The following is a 20,842-nucleotide window of genomic DNA, read 5'->3' as shown; positions in this document are numbered from 1 at the left end:
GATCGGGAGCTGGGGCGTCAGGACTGTTCCGTCGGACGGTCGACGTCGATATCGAGCTCCGAGGCGACCGCGTCGAGGAGGTCACCTTTCACTTCGCGGATTCGTTGTTCGACGACCGCGACGACGGGTTCGTCGAACTCCTCGCGGATCCGACTGATACGGTCCTGTTCGGTCTCGTATCGTTCCCGGAGGTACGTCGCCCCGCGGCCGGTCTCGTCCGGGTCCGGTTCCGGCGCGACCTTGTTGACGACGAGGCCCCGGATCGCGAGTCCGTGCTCGTCGAGGCTGTCGACCGCACGGCCGGTCTCGTTGATCGACAGTTCGTCCGGGTTCAACACGAGGAAGAAGGCGGCCTCGTTCCGGAGCGTCTCGCCGGCGAACTCGAACATCTCCTTGCGCTCCAGCAACCGGTCGATGATGGGGTCGTCCTCCCGTTTCCGGCGGGCCTCCTTGTCACCGATCGCCGCTTTCTCGAACAGGTCGATGCTCTGCTCGCGCTTGGCAGCGAGTCGCTCCACCCAGTCTTCGAGGAACTCGGGGAGCGAGAGCAGGCGGAGCGTCCCGCCGGTCGGTGACGTGTCGAAGACGACGCGGTCGAACTCGTCGCTCGTCCGCATCACGTCGATGAGGCGGTCGAACAGCGCCGCCTCGTAGGCGCCGGGCGTCCGGTGGGCCAGTTCGATCTGGCGCTCGATCTCGTTGACGACGCTCGGACTGACCTGATCGGTCATCGCCCGCTTGGTCTCCGTGAGGTGGGCCTCGATCTCCTCGTCCGGATCGATCTCCATCGCCCAGAGGTTCTCGACGCCGTCGACGGCCGCCGGGTCGTCGCCGAACGACTGGTCGAGCACGTCGGACGTGCTGTGTGCCGGATCGGTCGAGACGACGAGCGTGCGCAGTCCGGCCTGGGCACATTTCAGGCCGTAGGCACACGAGACCGTCGTCTTGCCGACGCCGCCTTTGCCGCCGAAGAAGACGAACCTGTGCATGTCAGAAGTGATACTGTTGGCCCTTGCGTTCGAGCATCGACTGGCGGTCCCACATCCGGCGCTCCCACTGTTCGAACTCCTCGCTGAGATACGGCAGCAGTTCGGCGGTGTAGTACGACACCGGGCTCGGGATGCCGAAGGCGTCGGCGAAGCAGGCAAAGAGGAAGACGTCCTCCGTGTCCTCGGCCTCCTTCTCGATGAGTTCCGTCGACGGGTGCTCGATCATCCCGTGATACAGGCCGTGAAGCCACTCCCGGATCGCGTCGAGATACGCTTCGATGCGGCGTTCCACGCTCATCGTCTCACGCCCCCCGAGAACGGTCACGGCCGGCCGGGAGCACCGGCGGGGTCGTCGCCTGCTGGCTCGTCTCGATTGCGTCGCGTGCGGTCACGTTCGTGCCGAGACGGTAGATTCGTTGCAGGCATAAACCCACTGTCTGGCACCCGTCGCCGGCCGCCTCACTCGACGGCGGCGGCGACGTTGTCCAGCGCTCGTTGTAGTTCGCCGCGCCGCTTCCAGGCCGCGATGCGGTCGGTGAGCGTCGACAGCGGCAGGCCGAGGCTGACCGTCGACCGCATCGTCACGTCGGTCCCCTCGTTGCGCCGGGCGAAGGTGACCGTCGTCTCCATCGACTCGAAGGGGCCCTGATCGCCCAGTTGCGCGTAGTAGTAGCCGTCGTCGCGCTCCTCGACGACGAACGTCACTTCCATCCCGCCGGCCCGCGCGGTGACCCGCTGGCCGTCGTCCGTCTCCGTGACCTCGGCGACCGTGAACGTCCCTTCGTGCTCGATGACGTCGCTCGGCGACACTGCCCGTTCGAGTTCCGGGAGCGTCGCGCGAACGAACCGGCTCGCCTCGACCTCGCGCATACCGGACCCTGGCAGCGGGCACCTAAAGCTACTGTGGCGTGAGGCGACGCGGATCGAAGGGCGGTCCCAGCGCGGACCCACAGAGATAACAGCACGGGGCGAGACGACCACGGTATGTCGGACGGGGACATCCGCGTGTTGCTGGTGCTCGATTTGCTGCTGTCGGCCCTGTTCAGCACCGTCGTCGTCTGGGGACTGGCGTTCCTCGACCTGAGTTCGTTCACCCTGCGGAACGTGGCGACCGGGACGATACTGGTCGCCGTCCTGACGTACCTGGTCGTGCTCCGCCAGTAGCACGCCTGAACTTTTAGGGTTCGATGCCATACGGACCCCCGGATGACAACAGCACTGTTCATCGTCAGCGAGGAAGGCTACTGGGGCGAGGAATGTGTCGAGCCGCTCACCACGCTTTCGGACGCCGGCGTCGACGTCACGGTCGCGACGCCGACGGGGAATCCGCCGGTCATCGACGAGCGGTCGATCGACCCCGACGAGGTCGGCGAGGAGACCGCGGCGCACGTCAAAGAGGTCCACGAGACCGACGACCGCCTGAACGATCCCATCGCGCTGGCCGACGCCGACGCCAGCGAGTACGACGCGGTCGTGTTCCCGGGCGGCCACGGCACCGAGTGGGACATCACGCAGGACCGCCACGCGCGGGACGCACTGCGGACCGCCGTCGAGGACGGTGACAGAAAGGCGCTCGTCGTCTGTCACGCCGTCGGCATCCTCGCGTTCACGCGGGGCTCCGACGGGGACCTGCTCGTCGCGGGCCGGGACGTGACCGGCTTCCCGAACGCCTGGGAGGAAGGGATCGTCGACGACCGCGACCTGATGCCCGACGGCCGCAAACTCCCCTACTGGGTCGAAGACGAGGTGAAAGCCGCCGGCGGGAACTGGGACGCCGACCTCGATGCGGACACCTCCGTGCGGGTCGACGGCGACCTCGTGACCGGCCGCGGCCCGCCGTCGTCCCACGAGGCGGCGCTGACGCTGCTGGACGAGCTGGGCGTCGAGTACTGACTGGCGACTGTCGATACGGCCGGTCGAGGGCCTGCCTCGGCGGCGCCGGCACCGAACCACTCCTGGATTCCATCGGAGTTATCACCCCGCCAGAAGAGGTATCGGACAACCGATGAGCCAACGTCGGATGCCCTCCCTCATCGAGAAGTACAGCGTTCCCATCGCGCTCGTCGCGATCGTGGGATTCATGTTTTGGGTCCGAACCCTGGACGCAGACAGCGTCTTTCTCCAGGGCCAGGTCTACTTCAGCGGTAACGACGCCTGGTACCACGCGCGCGTCGTGCAGTTCGTCGTCGACAACTTCCCCGCTACCCAGCAGTTCGACCCCTACTCGCAGTTCCCGTACGGCACCGGGCGCCACTCGGGCTTCGGTGGGCTGTTCGACCAGCTCATCGCGCTCGCCGCGCTCGTCGTCGGTCTCGGCTCGCCGTCGCCCTACCTCAGCAACGTCGTCACCGCCTACGCGCCGGCCGTCTTCGGCGCCGTCACGGCGATCCCCGTGTATCTGGTCACGGCGCGTCTCTACGACCGCCGGGCCGGCGTCGTCGCCGCGGCCCTGCTCGCGCTGGTGAGCGGCGGCTTCCTCTACCGGACGGTCATCGGGGTCGCCGACCACCAGTCTGCCGAGGCGTTCTTCGGAACGCTCGCCGCGTTCGGCTTCGTGTACGCGCTGACCAGCGGGTATCGCGAGACGCCGCTCGTCGCCGACCTCCGAGCGGGCGACTGGGCGGCGCTCAAACGACCAGTCGTCGCCGCGGCCGCGGGGGGCGTCCTCATCGCCTCCTACCTCATGACCTGGGGGCCAGGCGTGATGCTCGTGTTCACGATGGGCGTGTTCGTCGTCCTCCAGGCGATCCGCGACCACCTCCACCGGACGCCGCTCGACTACCTGGCGTTCGGCGTCGTCGGGTCGATGACGGTCGCAGGCGTCCTGACGCTACTGTACGCCACGGAGTACGTCCTGGAAGCGACCGCGTTCTCGCTGCTGCAGCCGCTCGTCTGTTTCGGCATCGCCGCCGGCGCCGTCGTCCTCCTGGGCATCTCGCGGTACGTCTCGCGGAACAACTACGACCCGTTGGCGTATCCCGGCATCGTGGTCGGCCTGCTCGTCGCAGCGCTCGCGGTGACGGCGCTGGTCGCGCCGAGCGTGCTCGGACTCCTCGAAGAACTCGTCGTCCGGGTCTACAGTTTCGGCCTCCTCAAATCGGCGACCGGGCTGACGGTGGCCGAGCTGTCCCCCGGAACGGTCGGCGGTCTGGTGGGCGCCTACGGACCGATCGTCCTGCTCGCGCTCGTGGGCTTTCTCGTCCTGGTCCGCCGAGTCGTTCGGCGGGACCGCCCCGCGGAACTGTTCCTGTTGCTGTGGACGCTCACGATGCTGTCGGCGTACTTCACGATGGTCCGGTTCGGCTACTATCTGGCCGTCAACGTCGTGATTCTCGCGGCGCTCGCCATCTGGTGGCTCCTGGTCGGCCAGCTGGGTCTCGACTCGTGGGCGGCGCTGCGGCGGCCCGAGACCACGCAGGTCGTCGCCGGGCTGATCGTGCTCCTGCTGATCGTCCCCGGGAACGTCGTGGCGGCCGGCGGCCTCCACCCGTCGTGGCAGACCGCCGAGTACGCCAGCGGCGCGGACATGGCGTGGCAACAGGAGCTGGAGTGGATGCACGACGGGACGCCGGAGCCGGGTCTCGACTACACCGAACAGTACGACCGGCCCGCAGACGGCGACTTCGCGTATCCGGAGCGCGCCTACGGCGTCATGTCCTGGTGGGATTACGGGCACTGGATCACCCACAGCGCACGGCGCGTGCCGGTGGCGAACCCGTTCCAGCAAGGGCCGCGGGTCGCCGCGGCGTTCTTCCAGGCGAAGTCCGAACCGACCGCCAACCTGCTGCTCGACGCCCTGCCAGCCATGAACGGGTCGACCTCGGTGACGTCGATGGTCGACGAGTCGGGCCAGATCGAGTCGATGCGACCGGAGCTGCAGTCGTACGCGCAGTCTCGGACCGCCCAGGAGGCGAGCGAGGACGTCCGGTACGTCGTGATCGACGACCAGATGGTCGCGGCGTCCGGCGCCAGTCCGGGAGACCGCAACAACAAGTTCAGGCCGATCGCGACGTGGATCGGACCGGGCTTCGAGGAGTACGTCTCGCCACAGGAGGTCACCTTACAGCGCGTCAGCGGCGACCGGTTCGTCGGAACCGATCAACAGGTCCGCGTGAACGCGCTCAACGAGCAGTTCCGGCGGACGATGATGTCGCGGTTGTACTTCCAGGACGCCGGCGGGTTGTCCCACTACCGGCTCGTCCACGAGTCGAACGAGACCACGCAGTTCCTGAACCTCGCACAGACCACGCAGACGGGAGGTGCTCAGTCCGTCGGCTGGTACAACAGCATGCTCACGTCGCGAACGCTACAGCTCCTCCAGCGGCCCGACGTGTACGCGTACAACGTCCGGCAGGAGTCGCGCGTGAAGTCGTTCGAGCGCGTGCCCGGCGCGACGCTCACCGGCCAGGTCGAGACGGCCAGCGGGAACGGAACGACGCCCGTGCGCGTCGCGCTCCAGCTGCGAACCAACACCGGACGGACGTTCACGTACGAACAGCGAACGACGGTCTCGGAGAACGGGACGTTCGCAGTCACGGTCCCGTACCCCACCGCCGACGGGGTGTCGCCGAGCGAGGGCGGCACGGACAGCGGCGTCAGCGCCGTCGGGTCGTACACGGTGCGCGTCGGCGGCTCGTCACCGACGACGGCGACCGTTTCCGTCCCGGAGACGGCGATCTACGACGGCGAGACGATTCAGGTTCCCGGCGACGGGTGAACGGGACCGGGCTCGTCGTCGCGGGCGGCCGCCTCGGACGGTTCGAAAGTATAAGCCGACAGCAGTCGATAGCCCACGTATGACCATCGAGCAACGGGGAGCAGCGCACGTCGTCACGCACGCGCTGGCGCGCCACACGCTCTCGGAGCTCAGGAGCGCCGACACGGAACAGGTAGCCTTCCGGAAGGGACTGGTGAAACTGGGGCGCATCTGCGGGTACGAGCTCATCGACGGGGCGATGGCGACCGAGGAAGTCCCGATCGAGACGCCGCTCACGGAGACGACGGGCGAACGGGTCTCCGGCCTGGACGACGTGGTCATCGTCAACGTGCTCCGGGCGGCGACGCCGTTCGTCGAGGGACTGCTGAAAGCGTTCCCGACGGCCAAACAGGGCGTCATCAGCGCCGGGCGCAACGAGGACGCCGGGATGAACAGCGACGGCGAGTTCCCGATCGACATCGACTACGCGAAACTCCCCGAGATCACCGAGTCGGACACGGTCGTCGTCGCGGACCCGATGCTGGCGACGGGGTCGACGATGTGCACCGTGCTCGACCGGGTGCTGGACGCGGGCACGCCGGACGCGCTGTTCGTCCTCTCTGCTGTGAGCGCGCCGCCGGGGATCGAACGCGTCACCGAGCAGTATCCGGCCGCGGACGTCGTGACGGTCAGTATCGACGACCGGCTCGATGACGATGGATTTATCGTTCCCGGCCTCGGCGATGCTGGTGACCGCGCGTTCCGGACGACCTGACGGGAGCGACGGACCGCGCACCCCGACTCGTCGGGCGGCGTCGCAACCCCTTTGTTTCAGTTGGAAACCCCGTGCAGCAACGGGACTGTCGGCGCAGTCGAAACGGAGGTCTGCGGAGACTCCGCGGCGAGTATCGCGGATATCGACTCTGCCACATAATATTAATATCTACAAACCAAATAGAAATTATACATGTCGAGGGAGTCGACGCGACGTCAATTTCTCGCCGCTGGCTGCGCTGCCAGTGCCGCTGCCCTCGCGGGGTGTGGGGGAGGCGGTATCGGCGGTGGTGGTGGTGGCAACGGAACGACAGACTGGTACTACGGAGACACGAACAAACAGCTGTCCAAGGAACTCGTTTCGATCCTCAATACGCGAGACGCGCGGGAGTTCAAGCTCCGAGAGGGCGTGACGGCGGCCACGGCGCTCAAGCGCCTGAACGACGGAACGGGCGAGTTCGCCGTCGCGGGCGCGGACGCCGCCGTGTTCGCCAAGAAAGGGGCCGGGATGAAGGGGATCAGTACGAAAAACACGAAGCTCAGAGCAGTGGTGTCGCTGTACCCGATGCCGGTGACGGTCGTAGCGCGGCCGGACCTGCAGGCAGAGAAAGTTAGCGACCTCTCCGGCGCGACGGTGAACGTCGGGAAGACGAACAGTCGGTTAGCGTCCAACGCGAATCAGATCCTGACCCAGTCCGGCGCCGAGTTCAGCTTGCGCAACGTCGGGCTGTCGACGGCGATGACGAAGCTACAGGAGGGGTCGTTAGACGTGACGTTCGCCATCGGTGACTGGCCGATCAAACCCGTCGCGGAGGCGGCGCCCGACCTGAAGCTCCTCGAACTGGGCGGGAGCGTCCGCTCGAACGTGGTCAAGAGTAACGACTGGTTCGTCGAGGCACAGCTTCCGGCAGGGATCTACGATGGTACCAACTACATGATCGATACAGTGGGGATTCCGGCGCTCCTGTTGGCGGGCGAGGAAGCGGGCAAGAAGAACGTCGCCATCACCACGGACAGGATGCTCAAAAGCGCCGGGAACGAGGAGATCAAGACGCGCGGGGGCTACATCAACGGGAAGAACAAAAAGGAGTTCAGGGAGCACATCCCGAGCTCGGTCGAACTCCACGACGGCGCCCAGCAGGTCCTCGTGTTCCGGTAGCCCGAGGGTCACTCCCGCTCGATGGTCGCCCGGCCGCTGGTCGCGCTTCGGATTCGATCCCGGACGGCCGCCGCGTCCTCGACGGGAATCCGGACGGCGAAGCTGACCGCGGCTTCGTAGGCCGCCTCGAACTCGCCGGGTGAGGACTCTAAGATGCCGCGAACGGTCCCCGAGTCGTCGTACTCGACGGTGACGGCGAACTCCTCGTGGGGCCGCTCCTCGACGATGCCGGCGGCGTCGATCGCCTCCTTGACCCCGCGAGCGTACGCTCGGGCGAGGCCGCCGACGCCGAGTTTCGTCCCGCCGTAGTACCGGGTGACGACCACCGCGACGTTCTCCAGGTCCTCCTGCTGGAGGACGTTCAGCGACGGTTTGCCCGCCGAACCGGTCGGCTCGTCGGCGTCGCTCGCCCACTCTTTGAGCGGCTCCGCGCGGATGCGGTAGGCCGGAACGTTGTGGGTGGCGTCGTCGTATTCGGCCGAGACCTCGGCGATGAACGCCTCGGCGGCGTCCACGTCGGTGACGGGGGCCGCGTGGCCGATGAACTCCGAGCCGGAGATCTCGAAGGCGGCCTCACCGCGGCCGGCGAGCGTCCGGTAGCTGTCGGTCACGGCCGTCCGTTCGAGCGGAACTGTGATACGGGTTTCGCGATCGCCGACCCGGCGAAGTGAAGGCGTGCTTATATGTGCGATGAGAACACGTACCTAGTATGCCGTGTTCGACAGGTGATGCGACACTCGACGAGATGCTGGGTGGGGGCATCCCGGACGGGCGGACGCTCCTGGTCCGGGGCCGGTCCGGCGTCGGCAAGAGCCGACTCGCGGTCCAGTTTCTCGACGCCGGGCTGGCCGCCGCCGAGGACTGTCTGTACGTCACGACCGACGAGCCGCGCGAGGTCGTCAGGTCGTCGCTGTCGCTGCCCGAAGCGGACGGGCTCACGGTCGCCGCCGCACACCGCGAGGACGAGCGCGGCGGCGTCCGGTTCGAGACCGCCGACGAGACGGCGACGACCGCCTACGGGGCGCTCATCGAGCGCCTCACCGAGGCCGACTGGGACCGGGTCGTCGTCGACGGGGCACCCGGGCTGGTCCACGTCGCTCCGGACCGCCAGCGGGGCCGCGAAGGGCTGTTCCGGCTGCTCGAACGGCTCGACGCCCACGACGCCACGGCACTGCTAACCACGACGAGAGACGAGTCGAGTGACCTGGACCGGGCCGCTCACGGCGTCCTCAGCTGTTGGCGCGAGGAGGTCGAAGGGGACGCACGCACGTTCCTTCGCGTCCAGAAACTCCGCGGCGTCGACCACGACACGCGCCGGCACGCGCTCGCCCACGACGACGACGGCGTCACGGTCGCCGCCCGGGAGTGGGCGACGAGCGAGCGGCCCTTCCGGACGGGCATCACGTCGTTCGACGAGCTGACGGGGGGATTCGTCCGCGGCGGGACGACCGTCTTCGAACACGAGGGAACCGCCGACCACTGGCCGATCACCGCGTCGCTGTGCGCCCGGGCGGTCGAACAGGACAGGCCCGTCGTCCTCATCACGGCGCCCGGGGAACTGTGTAACCGCGTCGACGGATTGCTCGCCGAGCAGGTCGGTCCCGTCCGGGAGCTGATGGAGCGCAACCAGCTGTACCTGATCGACCCGATCAGCCACGGCCCGGACGATCCGACGCTGGCGGAGCTCCCCAGCGAGAACGTCGTCCTCCAGGAAGTCGAGGGGAGCGTCCAGGAGGCGATTCGGACGCTCGTCGACCGGCTCAGGGGGCAGGTCGACGAGGCGGTGGCGGTGCTCGAACAGGCGACGCTCCAGCACCTGGTCGACGCGAATCAGGCCAGACAGCTGTTCTACTGGACGAGCGGGAACCTCATGAACGACGACGCCTACACCTTGACGCTCGTGTTGACCGTCGATCGGGAGGTGATCGGCGATCGCCTCACCAGTTTCTTCGCTGGCGCGGCCGACCAGGTCATCCGGACCTGGCGGGGCGCCGACCAACTCCAGTACCTCTCGGTGCCGAAGTCTCCCGCCGGAACGCCCGGTCACGCCCGCGTCGTGGAGCCGCGCGAAGCACCGCCCTACGTCGAACTGCGGTAGTCACTGCAGTTCGATCTTCCTGACGTACTCCAGGTTCCGGATCTCGTTGATGAGGTGGCCCGGGAGTTCCGTCTCGGTGATGATGTACAGTTTGGGGTCGACGGCGAACTCGGGGTCTTCGCTGACGGTCTGGCGCATCGAGATGCCTTCCTCGGAGATGAGGCCGGTGATCTCGGCGACGATGCCCGGCTGCTCGGTGTCGATGACGTCGACGGTGAGCACGTTCAGGTCAAGCACCGGCGCGAGATCCATCAGGCTGGGAATCTGGGAGATGTTCTGGAAGATGCGGCGGAGTTCGGGGTCCTCGAGGATGGCGTCGGTGGTCGAGTCGACGACGCGGCGGTCGACGCCGATCTCCCGGGCGATGCCGGTGTTGGGGATCTCGATCCCGCCGGAGACGACCCGCCCCTCGTCGTTGACGGAGAACCCGCGTTCGAGCAGCAGCCGGATGACAGCCTGCTGACTCGGGCTGCCCTCGAACTTCTCCATAATGTCCTCGAACATGCGGGCATCGACGGACGCAGCGGGTATATCCGTTTGGTTCGCCGCAGCCGAGCGGACACGCTAACCTTCGTCGCGGACTTAAATGCTGGAGTACGTTCCTCGAAGGTGAGAACGGAGCGGGGCTTTCTGGGTGTCGGGTGCGGAGTGACGGTATGGTCGGGACGGGTCTGGAACAGACGCCGGTCACGCTCGGACTGTTCGCGCTCGTGGGGTTTCTCGGGAGTGGCCACTGCGTCGGGATGTGTGGCCCGCTCGTCTCGCTGTACGCGGATCGCATGCCAGACGGTCGGCGTCGCGCGCTCGGACAGCACGCCCTGTTCAATCTCGGCCGGACGGGCAGTTACGCGCTGCTCGGCGGGGTGTTCGGTCTCGCCGGCAGCCTCGTCGCCGGTGCGGTCGGCACGTTCCCGGCACCGTTCGGGGCGCTTCGCGGCGTCGTCGGCGTCGTCGTCGGTCTCGTCGTCGCGGCGTCGGGACTCGCCCACCTCGCGGGGACGCCGAACCCGCTGCTCGCTGGAAACGCACAGACGCTCTGGGCACCGCTGGGCCGGGTGAGCCGGACGGTTCGTCGCCGCCTCGACGCCTGGCTCGGCGGGCCACGGACCGCCGCGCTGGGGTTCGCACACGGACTGTTCCCGTGTCCCCTGTTGTACCCGGCGTACCTCTACGCGTTCGCGCTCGGCGACCCGCTCGGCGGGGCCGCGGCGCTCGCGGCGCTCGGACTCGGTACGCTCCCAGCGCTGCTCGCGTTCGGACTCGTCGTGAATTCCGTTCGACTCGGTCGCGTCGGTGCCCGCGCGGTCGGCGGCGCCTTCCTGCTGCTCGGTGCCGGCACGGTCCTGGCGGGGCTGGGCTCGCTCGGGTTGCCGGTGGGACGCCTGGTCACCGTTCCCACCGTTTCGGTCGGAGCAACGAATCTGCCGGTCGTCGTCGCGATGCCGATCGCCGTTGTCGGGTCCCTGTTGTTGCTCGGCGTCGGCGTGACCGCGCTGGTGCGGCGACGCTCGCTCGCGTACCTGTTCGTCGTCCTGGCGTTGCTCGCGTTCGCCGGGCAAGTGCTGGTGGGCCGGCTGGTCGCCGCCGACGTGCTGGTCCCGGCGGTGGATCGACAGGTGGATTTGCTCGCGGACGCTACGATCGTCATCTTGCTCGCGGCAGCCGCCCACACGGTCGCGCGCCGGCCCCCTGCCGAGGAGCGTGACGAGGAGGTGAGCCATGACTAGCTCCCGAACGGAGGTCGACCAGTACGTCCGCGAACACCCGGGGAGTCACTTCCGCGGCATCGTCGACGCGCTCGACCAGGCGACGGGCCAGGTCCAGCACCACGTCTCGCGGCTGGTGCGCAACGGCGACCTCGAACGGGTCTCGCTGTACGGCCAGACCCACTACTACCCGACGGGCTACGACGAGTGGGAGAAAGGCACCATCGCGCTGCTCCGACGCGAGACCACGCGGGAGCTGGTCGCCGCGCTGCTGGCCAAGGACGGCCGCCGTCCGGGCGCGCTCGCCGACGAGATGGGCGTCGCGCGCTCCACACTGGAGTACCACCTCGATCGCCTGGTCGAGCGCGAGGTGGTCGAGAAACGCCGCGACGACCGGGGTCGCGTCACGCTCTATCTCGAACGGCCCCAGGAGACCGCGCTGTTGCTGGCCGAAGTCGCCCCGACGTACGCCGAGCGCTTCGTCGACCGGTTCATGCGCCTGGTCGACGGACTGCTCGAAGACGCGAGCGGGTGACCACGCAGTCCCGCGTTCGAGGAACGTACTACAGCATTAAAGAGGGGCGAGTCGAAGCTACGGGCATGACGCGGTCACCTCTCTCGCGGCGATCAGTGCTCGGGACCATCGGTGCCGGCACGCTCGCTAGCCTCGCCGGTTGTTCGAACATCTTGGGCGGAAGCGGTGGGAGCGCCAGTGACGGGAACACCTATCTCGACGCGAAAGACTGGGGCGGCAACGCCGACGCGCTTCCCTTCCCGACCCACGGCGACAAGGTACCCTCGGCGAGCGTCCCGGCTGCGCTCGCTGACGAGACGCGGTCGATTCCGGACGACTACGCGGGCCAGGACCTCGTGATGACGTTCATCTACACGTACTGTCAGACGATGTGTCCGCGGCTGACCGCGATCCTGGAGGGCGTACAGGACCACGCGATCGAGAACGACTACGCCGACAGCGTGGCGTTCGCCGAGATCACCTTCGACCCCGCGCGCGACGACGCGGAGCGGTTCCGCGAGTACGCCGAAAGCTACAACGTCGACCTCGACACCGGCACCTGGGAGTATCTCCGGCCGGAGAACAAACAGCGGGCCAAGGAGGTCGTGCAGGAAACCTACGGCGTGAGCTTCACCAAGACGACGCCCCAGAACATGGACATGTACATGTTCGCCCACTCGGGCGTGGTGTTGCTGGCGAACAAACAGGGCTACGTCGAGCGGACGTACAAGCTGTCGGCCGCGTCGGGCGGCTCCGAGAGCACCCAGAGCGACACGGTGACCTGGAGGGACGTCCAGAGCGACCTGGCCACCCTGCGAGAGCGGGAGGAGTGAGATGGTCGGGGGCGCATACGCCTTCGCCCCGCAGCTCGAACTCGTCGTGTTCTTCACAGTGGGCCTGCTCGGCGGCGCCCACTGTCTCGGGATGTGCGGCCCGCTCGTGACGATGTACGCCTCGCGGATGGGCGACGACGGGCCGGTCTCGTTCGGCGAGATCCGCCAGCACCTGCTCTTTAACACCGGGCGCACCGCGACGTACGCGCTCGTCGGCGGGCTCATGGGGGCGATCGGGTCGGTCGTCTACGACGCGGCGGCCATCGCCCAGGCGGCCAACGGCGTCCGCGCGGTCGTCGGCGTCGTCGTCGGGACGGTGGTGGTTCTCGTCGGCGTGAGCTACCTCCGCGGCGGCGCGGGCGGGCCGCTGGCGCGCATCGAGGCTGCCGGCGGCGTCGCGGCCAAACTCACCGCGCGGGTCGACACCTGGGTCGAGGGGCCGCGTATCCTCGGCCTGGGCGCACTGCACGCCGCGCTCCCCTGTCCACTCCTGTTCCCGGCGTACCTCTACGCGCTGGCACGGGGCGACCCCGTCGAAGGAGCGGTCGCGCTCGGCGTCCTCGGCGCGGGAACGTTCCCGTCGCTGTTCGTGTACGGGACGGTCGTCAACGCCGCGCCGAAACAGTGGCTGGGGCGCGTCCACCGCGGCCTCGGCGTCGCGTTCCTCGTGCTCGGGTACCTTCCCCTCTCGCACGGCCTCGTCCTGCTCGGCGTGCCCGTTCCGTACCCGCCGATTCACGACCTCATCTACCAGCCCATCGACACGCTCATCGGCGCGGCACAGTACTGTCTGCCAGCCTGAGAACGCACGCCGCGAGTGTGTTGGTTCTATTCTACAACTAAAGTGCAATTATTTGACTCTAATCCGTAAGTTACTCCCAATTGTCGGATCGAAGTTGCAAGCGTAGCGTTTAGTTCGTTCGAGCGTCGAGTCCCTCATGAATGAAAAAACAATTGCTCGTGACGGACTTTCTCGACCGCGCCCGAACGTACTACGGCGATTACGAAGCCATCGTCGGCACCGACGGTGAGCGGTTCACCTACGACGAGTTCGGTGACCGCGTCGACCGGTTCTCGGCCGCGCTCCAGGCGCGCGGCGTCGAGAAGGGCGACCGCGTCGCGGTCCTCGATCCGAACACACACTACCACCTCGAAGCCGCCTTCGGGGCGATGCAGACCGGCGCGATTCACGTGCCGCTGAACTACCGGCTCACGCCCGAGGACTACGAGTACCTGCTCGCCGACTCCGGGTGTGACGTCGTCTACGCCGACTACGAGTACGCCAGCAAGATCGAGGCGATCCGTGAGGAAGTGCCCGCCGACGTGTTCGTGACGAACGACCCCGCGGCCATCGACGGCGACTGGCTGGACTTCGAGGCGTTCCTCGACGACGCCGACCCCGCCGACTACGAGCGCCCGGAGATGTCCGAGGACGACGTCATCACCATCAACTACACGTCGGGCACCACCGGCGACCCGAAGGGCGTCTGTCGGACCCACCGCACCGAGTCGCTCCACGCCCAGTTGGTGACGATCCACCACCACCTCACCGACGACGACGTCTACCTGTGGACGCTGCCGATGTTCCACGTCAACGGCTGGGGCCACATCTACGCCGTCACCGGCCGCGGCGCGAAACACGTCTGCACGCGCGGCGTGGAGGCCGAGGACGTGTTCGACGCCATCGCGACCGAGGACGTCTCGTTCCTCTGCGGTGCGCCGACGGTGCTCTCGATGCTGAAAGAGTACGCCGAAGAGAACGACCCGGCGTACAGCGGTGACAACCCGGTGCGCGTGACCGCCGCCGGGAGCGCGCCGCCGAGCGCGACGATCCGCCACACCGAAAACGAGTTCGGCTGGGAGTTCACCCAGCTGTACGGCGCGACCGAGACCGGCCCGCTCATCGCCACGTCCGACGCCCGCCGGCTAATCCCCGACGAGGGCGGCCTGCGGTTCTCCCTCAAGCAGCGCCAGGGCATCGCCCCGATCGGCACGGAACTCCGCGTCGTCGACGAGGACGGCGAGGACGTCCCCCGCGACGACGAGACCATCGGCGAAGTCGTCGTCCGCGGCAACCAGGTGATGGAGCGCTACTGGAACAAACCCGAAGAGACCGAGGACGCGTTCCACGACCGCCTCGACGGCTGGTTCCACACGGGCGACCTCGCGGTGGTCAACGAGGACGGCATGATCTCCATCCAGGACCGCAAGAAGGACATCATCATCTCCGGCGGGGAGAACATCTCCTCGGTCGAACTGGAGGACACGCTGTTCGACCACGACGCCGTCGGCAGCGTCGCCGTCATCCCGGCGCCGAGCGAGGAGTGGGGCGAGACGCCCAAAGCGTACGTCATCCCCGCGAACGGTGATACGGAGAACCCGGGCGTCACGCCAGAGGAACTCACGGAGTACACGAAAGAGCGCCTGGCCGGCTACAAGGCCGTCCACGAGTTCGAGTTCGTCGACGAGATTCCGACGACTGCCACCGGGAAAGTTCAGAAGTACGAACTCCGCCAGCGCGAGTGGGACGACGAAGACCAGATGGTCGGCCAGGGATAACCCTACAGTTCGCCTTTCGTGCTCGGCGTGTCGCTCCGTCGCTCGTCGATCCGCGTGGCGTCGTCGAGCGCGCGGGCGAGACTCTTGAACAGCGCCTCGATCTGGTGGTGAGCGTTCTCGCCGGTGACGCTGGCGTGCAGCGTCAGGCCGGCGTTGGTCGACAGCGAGCGCAGGAAGTGTTTGCCCATGTGGCTCGTGAACTCGCCGACTCGTTCCTGGGCGAACGCGCCGTCGAACGCGAAGTACGGCCGGCCCGAGACGTCGACGACGACCTCGGCGACGGCCTCGTCGAGCGGGACCTTCCGGTCGGCGTAGCGGCGGATGCCCCGCTTGTCGCCCAGCGCCTCGTCGATGGCCTGGCCGAGCGTGATCGCCACGTCCTCGATGGTGTGGTGATCGTCGATCTCCAGATCGCCGTCGCACTGGACGGTCACGTCGAACAGGCCGTGTTTGGCGAACGATTCCAGCATGTGGTCGAAGAAGCCGATCCCGGTGTCTACCGTCGCGTCGCCGTCGCCGTCGAGGGCCAGCGTGACCTCGATCTCCGTCTCGGCGGTCTCGCGCGTCACTGCCCCAGTCCGCTCGGTCATACCTCTCTCAAGACAGTCCTGCCATAAGGTGATTCCGCTCGTCCAGCCGCCGTCGCACAGCCCAGCGCCACCCCCGTCAGGAGCGAACCGCACGCGGGCGGCGGGACGATGACGCGAGGATGACGATCGTCTGACATAGCTATATGGGGAACAATCGCAAACGGGGAGCCATGGGCAAGCGAAGTGCGGTCGCGGTTCTGGTACTGCTGACAGGGGTGCTCCTGTTCAACACGATGACGACCGTCCCGCTGGGCGCGCTACTGGTCGCCGCGGGAACGTACCTGCTCTTGCTGCCCCACATCGGGAGCCGTCGGCCGAACGTCAAGCAGTCGCACGGTCGTCGCGAACAACTCTGACCGAGTACCCCTCAGCCGATTGCTGGGTGTACCAGCGTTTTTGTGACTCGGTTGCAGAATACTAGGCGATGAACCGCCGCCGGTACCTCGCTGCCCTGGGTATCACAACTGGACTCACCGGGTGTCTCGGACTCGGTGGGAACTCCGGGTCGACGATCCGGGCGTCAGCCGCCTGCACCGGAAACGAGACGGGCGGCTGCCCGCCTGCCGACGTAGCCGACGGGAGCGCGCCGCCCTCCACCGTCGATCCGAGTTCCTTCGACACGCTCGACCGCAACGGAACGACGATTTCGCTGGTCCCCATCGACGTCGCCTACGACTGGTACACCGCACGCGCAGCGCGGTTCGCGGACGCGCGCGGCCAGCTGAGCTATCAGCGATCCCACGTCCGCGGCGCGGTGCTGAGTTCGGTCGAGACGCCGCTCGGCACGGTCGAAAACTGGCCGACAGACGACTTCATCGTCACCTACTGCGGCTGCCCGCACCACCTCTCCTCGATGCGCGCCGAGACGCTCATCGACGCTGGCTACGAGAACGTGTTCGCCCTGGACGAGGGGTTCGGCGAGTGGCACGAGCGGGAGTATCCGATGAACGGCCAGCAGGTCGCCACCCGTCCGCCCAAGCGCCTGATCCGCGGCGAAACGGCCCCGGCGGACGCCGGCGGCGACGCCTGGGCGTGGCACGACCCCACCGGCCAGCGCGAAGCCGCGCCCATCGCCGCCGACGGCAGCTACGAACTGCAGTTGCACTTCAGTGACGTGACCGACGACTCGTCCATCCGGGTCGAGACGCCGTCCTACACCGTCGAGCAACCGCTGGGCGACCTCACGAGCGACCGCGTGACGCCCGCGGACGCCCGGCGCTAGTCGTCGACCGCGGCCATCGCTTCGTCGAGCGTGAACTGTCCCTCGTAGAGGGCGCTCCCGACGACGACGGCGCTGGCACCGGCGTTCTTGAGCGCGACCACGTCGTCGATGGTCGCGACGCCACCGCTGGCGACGACGGGGATGTCGACGGCTTCGACGACGCGCCGGACCGGGTCGGTGCGGACGCCTTCGAGTTGCCCCTCGACGTCGACGTCGGTGAAGAGGATCGCGCCGGCACCCAGATCCTCGTAGCGCTCGGCCGCGTCGGCAGGATCGAGACCGGTGCTCTCGGTCCAGCCCGAGACGACGACCTCGCCGTCTTTCGCGTCGAGACTGACCGTCACCGAGCCGGGGTACTCCTCGCTGATGTCGGCGACGATCTCGGGGTTCTCGACGGCTGCCGTGCCGAGAATGACGCGATCGAGGCCGCGCGCGAGCAGGTCGGTCGCGTCGTCGACGGTGCGGATGCCGCCGCCGAGCTGGACCGGCACGTCGACCGCGTCGAGGATGGCGTCGACGGCGGGTGCGTTCTGTCGTTCGCCTTCGAAGGCACCGTCGAGATCGACCAGGTGGAGCGTCCGCGCGCCGGCGTCGACCCAGCGCTCGGCGGCTTCGACGGGATCGCCGTACGTCGTCTCGGTGCCGCGCTCGCCACCGACCAGCTGGACGACCTGCCCGTCCTGCATGTCGACGGCGGGGACGACCTCGAACTCGGGGAACATGCCAGCACCTGTGACGCCGGCGGCGGAAAACATATCGGTTCGCTGTCGGCGGGCGGCTCGCGAGTCAGCCGTCGGCCGCCTGCGCGCGCGCCTCGTCGGTCCAGTCGGGCGCGTCGACGGCTGTCGTGTCGAAGTCGGTGTACTCGACGACGATGCTGAATCGCTTCGTCGATCCGTTCTCTCCGGGTCGGGTGACCGTCTCGTTCAGTTTCCGGATTCCGCGGCCGGGTTCGACCAGGAGTTCGGCGGTGAACGACGACGCGGTCGCGGCGTCGTACCGGTCCGTCGCGTCGAGACCGCTCGCGGTGAACCGGAGGAGCGTCGTTCCCTCGGAGGTAGTGTTCCCCTGGACGGTCCAGTTGGTCGCCGTGATCGCGCGAATCGTCGCCGAGCCGATCGGGTTCTCGTCGGGCCGGGCGGTGACCTTCCAGAGGTCGTCCGGCCCGTCGTTCAGTCCATCGGTGACGTAGTACTCCGTTCCGCTCGCGGTCACCACTCGCGAGTACTGCGTCCCGGTCTCGTCGACGTAGACGGCAGTCGAGTTGCGTCCCCCGGATCGCTCGATCGTGGCGCGGACTTCACCGGACGAGACGTTAGCACGCATCGTGGTGTCGAACACACCACCGACAGTGCCCACTTGCGTGAACGTCTCCGCCGACCGCACGGTGTCGTTGTGCATGGCGAACAGGGCGGTCGCGTCGAGCGAGCCGTCGACCGCGACGGGCCGCTGTGATTCCGTCGCGTCGGTTCCCGTTCCGGGCGTCGCGGTGGACTCGGAGTTGCCGAGGAACCCGCTACACCCCGCACCGAACGCGAGCACGGCGACCGCGAGACAGGCGAGAACCTGTTTCCGTTCCATGAGAATCCCGTTGCAAACATCCGATATGGGTTTTTTGTAAACGGGTGACATCGTGTGCGGTCCGGACAAAGGCTTTTCACGCCCGGGCGACACCTGCGGGCAATGACACCGCAAGTCCCGGGACTCCGCTGGCTCGGTCGGGCGCTCGAACGGCTCATGTTCGGCAGCCACGCGCGATTGTACCGGCAGTTCGTCCGCGCAGTGGTGCTGGTGACGGTGGTGCTCGTTCTCGCGAACGCCGTCGTCAGAGTCGGCAGCGTCGACGTAGCACCCGGGACCGTCGCGGTGCTGGAAACGGCCGGCGCGATCGCCATCGCGGCGTTCGTCGTCGTCGGCACCCTGCAACTCCTCGTCCTCGCACGCGTCCTCGACCGGGAGTCGACCAACGTCGCCACGCAGGCGGCGACGCTCGAAGCACACGCCGGCGAGGTGACCGACACCGCCGACGAACTGGCGACGACTGCCGACGAACTGGAAGCGCGGGCTGACAAACTGGAATCGGCCGCCGAGACGCTGGCCGAGACGGCGACCGAAGCCGACGTTGGCCAGATCGAGGGAAAGACGCAAGACGAACTCGCAGCACAGGCGAGTCAGTTGCGCGACGAAGCCGCCAGCCTCCGCGCGGAGACGGCCGACGCCAAAGCCCAAAGCGAGGACGTCAAGAAGACGACCGAAGACGTGAGCGACGAACTGGCCTCCGAGCGGGAACGGCTGCCGGGCGAGCCGGACCCGGACGCGGTCGACGAGCCGGGCGACGCAACCGGGGAGTGATCGTGAGCCGGCGGGGCGGTGCGAGGTGGCTAAACGCCACCGTTTAACCGCCGGGAACCACACGCAGTAATATGGTATCGGTACTGCTGGCAATCGGCCTTCTCGTCGCTGTCTTCGTGGGGTTCAACATCGGCGGGTCGTCGACGGGCGTCGCGTTCGGGCCCGCCGTCGGTGCGAAGACGATCTCGAAGTTCGGGGCCGCTGTTCTGATGACGGTGTTCGCGCTGCTGGGCGGCATCACCGTCGGCACCGAGGTCGTCAAGACGATGGGCGGGGAAATCGTCCCCCAGAGCGCGTTCACCATCGAGGCCTCGATCGCCGTGTTGTTCTTCATCGGGTTCGCCCTGTTCCTCTCGAACATCGTCGGCGTCCCCGCCTCCACCTCGATGACGGCCGTGGGAGCCATCGCCGGCCTGGGCCTGGCCCAGGGGACGCTCAACTGGGCGAAGATGGGAGAGATCGTCTCCTGGTGGCTGGTCTCCCCGCTGGCGGCGTTCTGGGTGAGCGGCGTCGTCGGCCGGTACTTCTACCCGCGACTGGTCGAGTGGTTCGCAATCACCCAGTCGGAGGGGTCGCTGCTGGCAGTCGACCGCTCGGGCGCCGTGCCCCGGCCGACGCTCGGCCCGGGGACGACACAGCGGGAGTTCATCGGAACGGTGCTGGTCATCCTCATCGGTTGTTACATGGCGTTCTCGGCCGGGGCGTCGAACGTCGCCAACGCCGTCGCGCCCCTAGTCGGCAGTAACCAACTGGGACTCATCGACGGTATCCTGCTCGGGGGAGCAGCGATCGGCCTCGGTGCGTTCACCATCGCCCGGCGGACGATGGACACGGTGGGGAACGACCTGACGGATCTGCCCATTCTGGCCGCGCTCGTCGTGGCGACCGTGAGTTCGACGCTGGTGACTTTCCTCTCGGCGCTGGGCATCCCGGCGAGTTTCGTCATCATCGCGACGATGAGCATCGTCGGCCTGGGCTGGGGGCGAGCGACCCGGACGGTCAAACTCTCCGAGACGGTCAAAAGCGGTGGGAAAGAGGTGGACGTCTCGGTCGGCGCGCTGACTGCCGACGCGGACGACGCGCCGACGGTCGGCGGCGAAGGAGGGACCCCGAGCGAGACGGATCGCAAGCCCATCGGCGAGGAGGAATCGGAGGACATCCCGAAGGCGGCCGACCTGTTCGAGCCGTCGACGACCGCGCGGGTCGTGTTCCTCCAGAACATCGTGCCGGGGATCGCGACCGCGGCCTCGTACCTTATCTTCCGGTTCGTCCCGCTCTTTTAACTGTTCGCCCGGATTGCAGGTGTGTTTGTCATCATTTTTTCCGCGAGCGAGGCTCAGGAACAGCAAA

General features: G+C 67.5%; 22 protein-coding genes and 1 pseudogene. 15 read left to right on the top strand and 8 right to left on the bottom strand.

The window, feature by feature from the left end:
- Nucleotides 1-17 precede the first annotated feature (17 nt).
- The 3 genes from MU553_RS17415 to MU553_RS17405 all read right to left on the bottom strand — a co-directional run bounded on the left by MU553_RS17415 (nt 18) and on the right by MU553_RS17405 (nt 1,859).
- Nucleotides 18-989, bottom strand: a complete 972-nt coding sequence (locus MU553_RS17415; RefSeq protein ID WP_247379886.1) for an ArsA family ATPase — start codon at nt 987-989, stop codon at nt 18-20.
- Nucleotide 990: 1 nt separating this feature from the next.
- Nucleotides 991-1,287 carry a DUF7990 family protein gene (locus MU553_RS17410; protein ID WP_247379882.1) on the bottom strand — a complete coding sequence of 99 codons (297 nt, stop codon included), beginning with the start codon at nt 1,285-1,287 and terminating at the stop codon, nt 991-993.
- A gap of 161 nt (nt 1,288-1,448) precedes the next feature.
- Nucleotides 1,449-1,859, bottom strand: a complete 411-nt coding sequence (locus MU553_RS17405) for an SRPBCC family protein (protein ID WP_247379879.1) — start codon at nt 1,857-1,859, stop codon at nt 1,449-1,451.
- 111 nt (nt 1,860-1,970) lie between these two features.
- Between MU553_RS17405 and MU553_RS17400 the strand changes: the two are divergent.
- The 5 genes and pseudogenes from MU553_RS17400 to MU553_RS17380 all read left to right on the top strand — a co-directional run.
- Nucleotides 1,971-2,153, top strand: a pseudogene (locus MU553_RS17400) (DUF8107 family protein); the annotation flags it as partial.
- Between the two features lie 42 nt (nt 2,154-2,195).
- Nucleotides 2,196-2,882: a type 1 glutamine amidotransferase domain-containing protein gene (locus MU553_RS17395; protein WP_247379873.1), complete on the top strand. Its 687-nt coding sequence runs from the start codon at nt 2,196-2,198 to the stop codon at nt 2,880-2,882.
- A gap of 127 nt (nt 2,883-3,009) precedes the next feature.
- Nucleotides 3,010-5,706, top strand: coding sequence for an oligosaccharyl transferase, archaeosortase A system-associated (locus tag MU553_RS17390; RefSeq protein WP_247379868.1), 2,697 nt, complete (start codon nt 3,010-3,012; stop codon nt 5,704-5,706).
- 79 nt (nt 5,707-5,785) lie between these two features.
- Nucleotides 5,786-6,460: a uracil phosphoribosyltransferase gene (upp, locus tag MU553_RS17385; RefSeq protein WP_247379865.1), complete on the top strand. Its 675-nt coding sequence runs from the start codon at nt 5,786-5,788 to the stop codon at nt 6,458-6,460.
- Between the two features lie 192 nt (nt 6,461-6,652).
- Nucleotides 6,653-7,618 carry a TAXI family TRAP transporter solute-binding subunit gene (locus MU553_RS17380; RefSeq protein ID WP_247379862.1) on the top strand — a complete coding sequence of 322 codons (966 nt, stop codon included), beginning with the start codon at nt 6,653-6,655 and terminating at the stop codon, nt 7,616-7,618.
- 8 nt (nt 7,619-7,626) lie between these two features.
- Here MU553_RS17380 and MU553_RS17375 read toward each other — a convergent pair whose 3' ends face one another.
- Nucleotides 7,627-8,229, bottom strand: a complete 603-nt coding sequence (locus tag MU553_RS17375) for an IMPACT family protein (protein WP_247379859.1) — start codon at nt 8,227-8,229, stop codon at nt 7,627-7,629.
- Nucleotides 8,230-8,327: 98 nt separating this feature from the next.
- Between MU553_RS17375 and MU553_RS17370 the strand changes: the two genes are divergently transcribed.
- Entirely contained in the window at nt 8,328-9,716 is a 1,389-nt protein-coding gene (locus tag MU553_RS17370; protein ID WP_247379856.1) for an RAD55 family ATPase, read from the top strand.
- Here MU553_RS17370 and trpY read toward each other — a convergent pair whose 3' ends face one another.
- On the bottom strand, nt 9,717-10,220 hold the full coding sequence (gene trpY, locus MU553_RS17365; protein WP_247379853.1) for a TrpY family transcription regulator: 504 nt from the start codon (nt 10,218-10,220) through the stop codon (nt 9,717-9,719).
- A gap of 152 nt (nt 10,221-10,372) precedes the next feature.
- Here trpY and MU553_RS17360 point away from each other — a divergent pair, with 152 nt between their 5' ends.
- The 5 genes from MU553_RS17360 (at nt 10,373) to MU553_RS17340 (ending at nt 15,328) form a co-directional block, all read left to right on the top strand.
- Nucleotides 10,373-11,443: a sulfite exporter TauE/SafE family protein gene (locus MU553_RS17360; protein WP_247379850.1), complete on the top strand. Its 1,071-nt coding sequence runs from the start codon at nt 10,373-10,375 to the stop codon at nt 11,441-11,443.
- Complete coding sequence (locus MU553_RS17355) at nt 11,436-11,957, top strand: winged helix-turn-helix transcriptional regulator (RefSeq protein WP_247379847.1); 522 nt, start codon at nt 11,436-11,438, stop codon at nt 11,955-11,957. The genes MU553_RS17360 and MU553_RS17355 overlap by 8 nt, the downstream gene beginning before the upstream one ends.
- A 65-nt stretch (nt 11,958-12,022) precedes the next feature.
- Nucleotides 12,023-12,769, top strand: a complete 747-nt coding sequence (locus tag MU553_RS17350) for an SCO family protein (RefSeq protein ID WP_247379845.1) — start codon at nt 12,023-12,025, stop codon at nt 12,767-12,769.
- Nucleotide 12,770: 1 nt separating this feature from the next.
- Nucleotides 12,771-13,571, top strand: a complete 801-nt coding sequence (locus MU553_RS17345) for a sulfite exporter TauE/SafE family protein (RefSeq protein ID WP_247379842.1) — start codon at nt 12,771-12,773, stop codon at nt 13,569-13,571.
- A 140-nt stretch (nt 13,572-13,711) separates the two neighbouring features.
- Entirely contained in the window at nt 13,712-15,328 is a 1,617-nt protein-coding gene (locus tag MU553_RS17340) for a long-chain-fatty-acid--CoA ligase (protein ID WP_247379839.1), read from the top strand.
- Between the two features lie 2 nt (nt 15,329-15,330).
- On the opposite strand, the gene hisB is transcribed toward MU553_RS17340, so the two are convergent.
- Nucleotides 15,331-15,918: an imidazoleglycerol-phosphate dehydratase HisB gene (gene hisB, locus MU553_RS17335; RefSeq protein WP_247379837.1), complete on the bottom strand. Its 588-nt coding sequence runs from the start codon at nt 15,916-15,918 to the stop codon at nt 15,331-15,333.
- A gap of 170 nt (nt 15,919-16,088) precedes the next feature.
- On the opposite strand from hisB, the gene MU553_RS17330 reads away from it, so the two are divergent.
- Together MU553_RS17330 and MU553_RS17325 are read left to right on the top strand one after the other, a co-directional pair.
- The gene (locus MU553_RS17330) at nt 16,089-16,274 is read left to right on the top strand and encodes a hypothetical protein (RefSeq protein ID WP_247379835.1); all 186 of its coding nucleotides are present in this window, start codon (nt 16,089-16,091) and stop codon (nt 16,272-16,274) included.
- A 68-nt stretch (nt 16,275-16,342) separates the two neighbouring features.
- A complete protein-coding gene (locus MU553_RS17325; RefSeq protein ID WP_247379832.1) occupies nt 16,343-17,140 on the top strand; it encodes a rhodanese-like domain-containing protein in 798 nt (265 codons plus the stop codon).
- Here the strand turns inward: MU553_RS17325 and hisA are convergent.
- Entirely contained in the window at nt 17,137-17,862 is a 726-nt protein-coding gene (gene hisA, locus MU553_RS17320; protein ID WP_247380114.1) for a 1-(5-phosphoribosyl)-5-[(5-phosphoribosylamino)methylideneamino]imidazole-4-carboxamide isomerase, read from the bottom strand. The two genes, MU553_RS17325 and hisA, sit on opposite strands and share 4 nt — an antisense overlap.
- Nucleotides 17,863-17,926: 64 nt before the next feature.
- Nucleotides 17,927-18,721, bottom strand: coding sequence for a DUF7537 family lipoprotein (locus MU553_RS17315; RefSeq protein WP_247379830.1), 795 nt, complete (start codon nt 18,719-18,721; stop codon nt 17,927-17,929).
- 102 nt (nt 18,722-18,823) lie between these two features.
- On the opposite strand from MU553_RS17315, the gene MU553_RS17310 reads away from it, so the two are divergent.
- Together MU553_RS17310 and MU553_RS17305 are read left to right on the top strand one after the other, a co-directional pair.
- Nucleotides 18,824-19,492, top strand: a complete 669-nt coding sequence (locus MU553_RS17310; protein WP_247379827.1) for a hypothetical protein — start codon at nt 18,824-18,826, stop codon at nt 19,490-19,492.
- A 71-nt stretch (nt 19,493-19,563) separates the two neighbouring features.
- Nucleotides 19,564-20,775 carry an inorganic phosphate transporter gene (locus MU553_RS17305; RefSeq protein ID WP_247379824.1) on the top strand — a complete coding sequence of 404 codons (1,212 nt, stop codon included), beginning with the start codon at nt 19,564-19,566 and terminating at the stop codon, nt 20,773-20,775.
- Nucleotides 20,776-20,842 lie beyond the last annotated feature (67 nt).

Source organism: Halorientalis brevis (assembly GCF_023077655.1).
The sequence above is the reverse complement of the archived record's forward strand: the minus strand, read 5'-3'. Positions and strand labels throughout refer to the sequence as shown.